The sequence below is a fragment of the Vibrio sp. YT-19(2023) genome (assembly GCF_033337395.1).
On the sequence record NZ_JAWOQN010000648.1, the window covers coordinates 1 to 641 of the forward strand.

The following is a 641-nucleotide window of genomic DNA, read 5'->3' on the forward strand; positions in this document are numbered from 1 at the left end:
GTAACCGTCAGGATCGGTGACAAAAAAGAAGGTCGCTAGGTGTTTTTGCCGGTGGTCAAACGCTTTGATGTCACCTGCTTCAATACCTAGAGATTTAATTCGTTTGTGAGCTTGTTCGATGTCGTCCACGCTAACGGCAAGGTGACCGTAACCAGAACCGTGAGTATAAGGTTCGCTTTGGTCGTGGTTGTGGGTAAGTTCTAATTCAAAGCCTGTTTCTTCATTTGCTAGATAGGTTAGGGAGAAACCATCAAAAACGTATTGGTCTTTGATCTCTAGCTCAAGTGCGTCGCGGTAAAATTGTAGGGAACGGTCCAGATCGCGTACTCGGATCATGGTGTGTATCATTTTTGTCATGAGTACTCCTTAATTGTCCGCATAGGTTAGCGAGTACAAAAGGAGTTTGGGTAGTACTAGAGTACGACAAATAAGAATACGCTCAATAGCTTACGATTGAGGCGTAAAGCCTCATCGATGCCATTGAATATTTTGGTAAGAATAGTTAGGTGTTAGGCGTTAAGTTGAGCAAGAGCTTGATGGAGCGTGTTTTCCGGTTGGCGAGCATACGTGAGACATGCGCAGCGCAGTAAGGATGCAAAGTTGTTCACTTCACCATTGTATTCCAGTGCTTCTTGATACAC

Annotated in this window: 1 protein-coding gene and 1 pseudogene; both read right to left on the bottom strand. The window is 44.5% G+C overall.

Annotated features, from left to right (window positions below; all coding sequences use genetic code 11):
• On the bottom strand, positions 1–357 hold a 357-nt coding region (locus tag R7E78_RS27665), incomplete at its 3' end, for a VOC family protein (protein ID WP_318058823.1).
• A 152-nt stretch (positions 358–509) separates the two neighbouring features.
• Positions 510–641: pseudogene (locus R7E78_RS27670) on the bottom strand (DNA-binding protein); the annotation flags it as partial.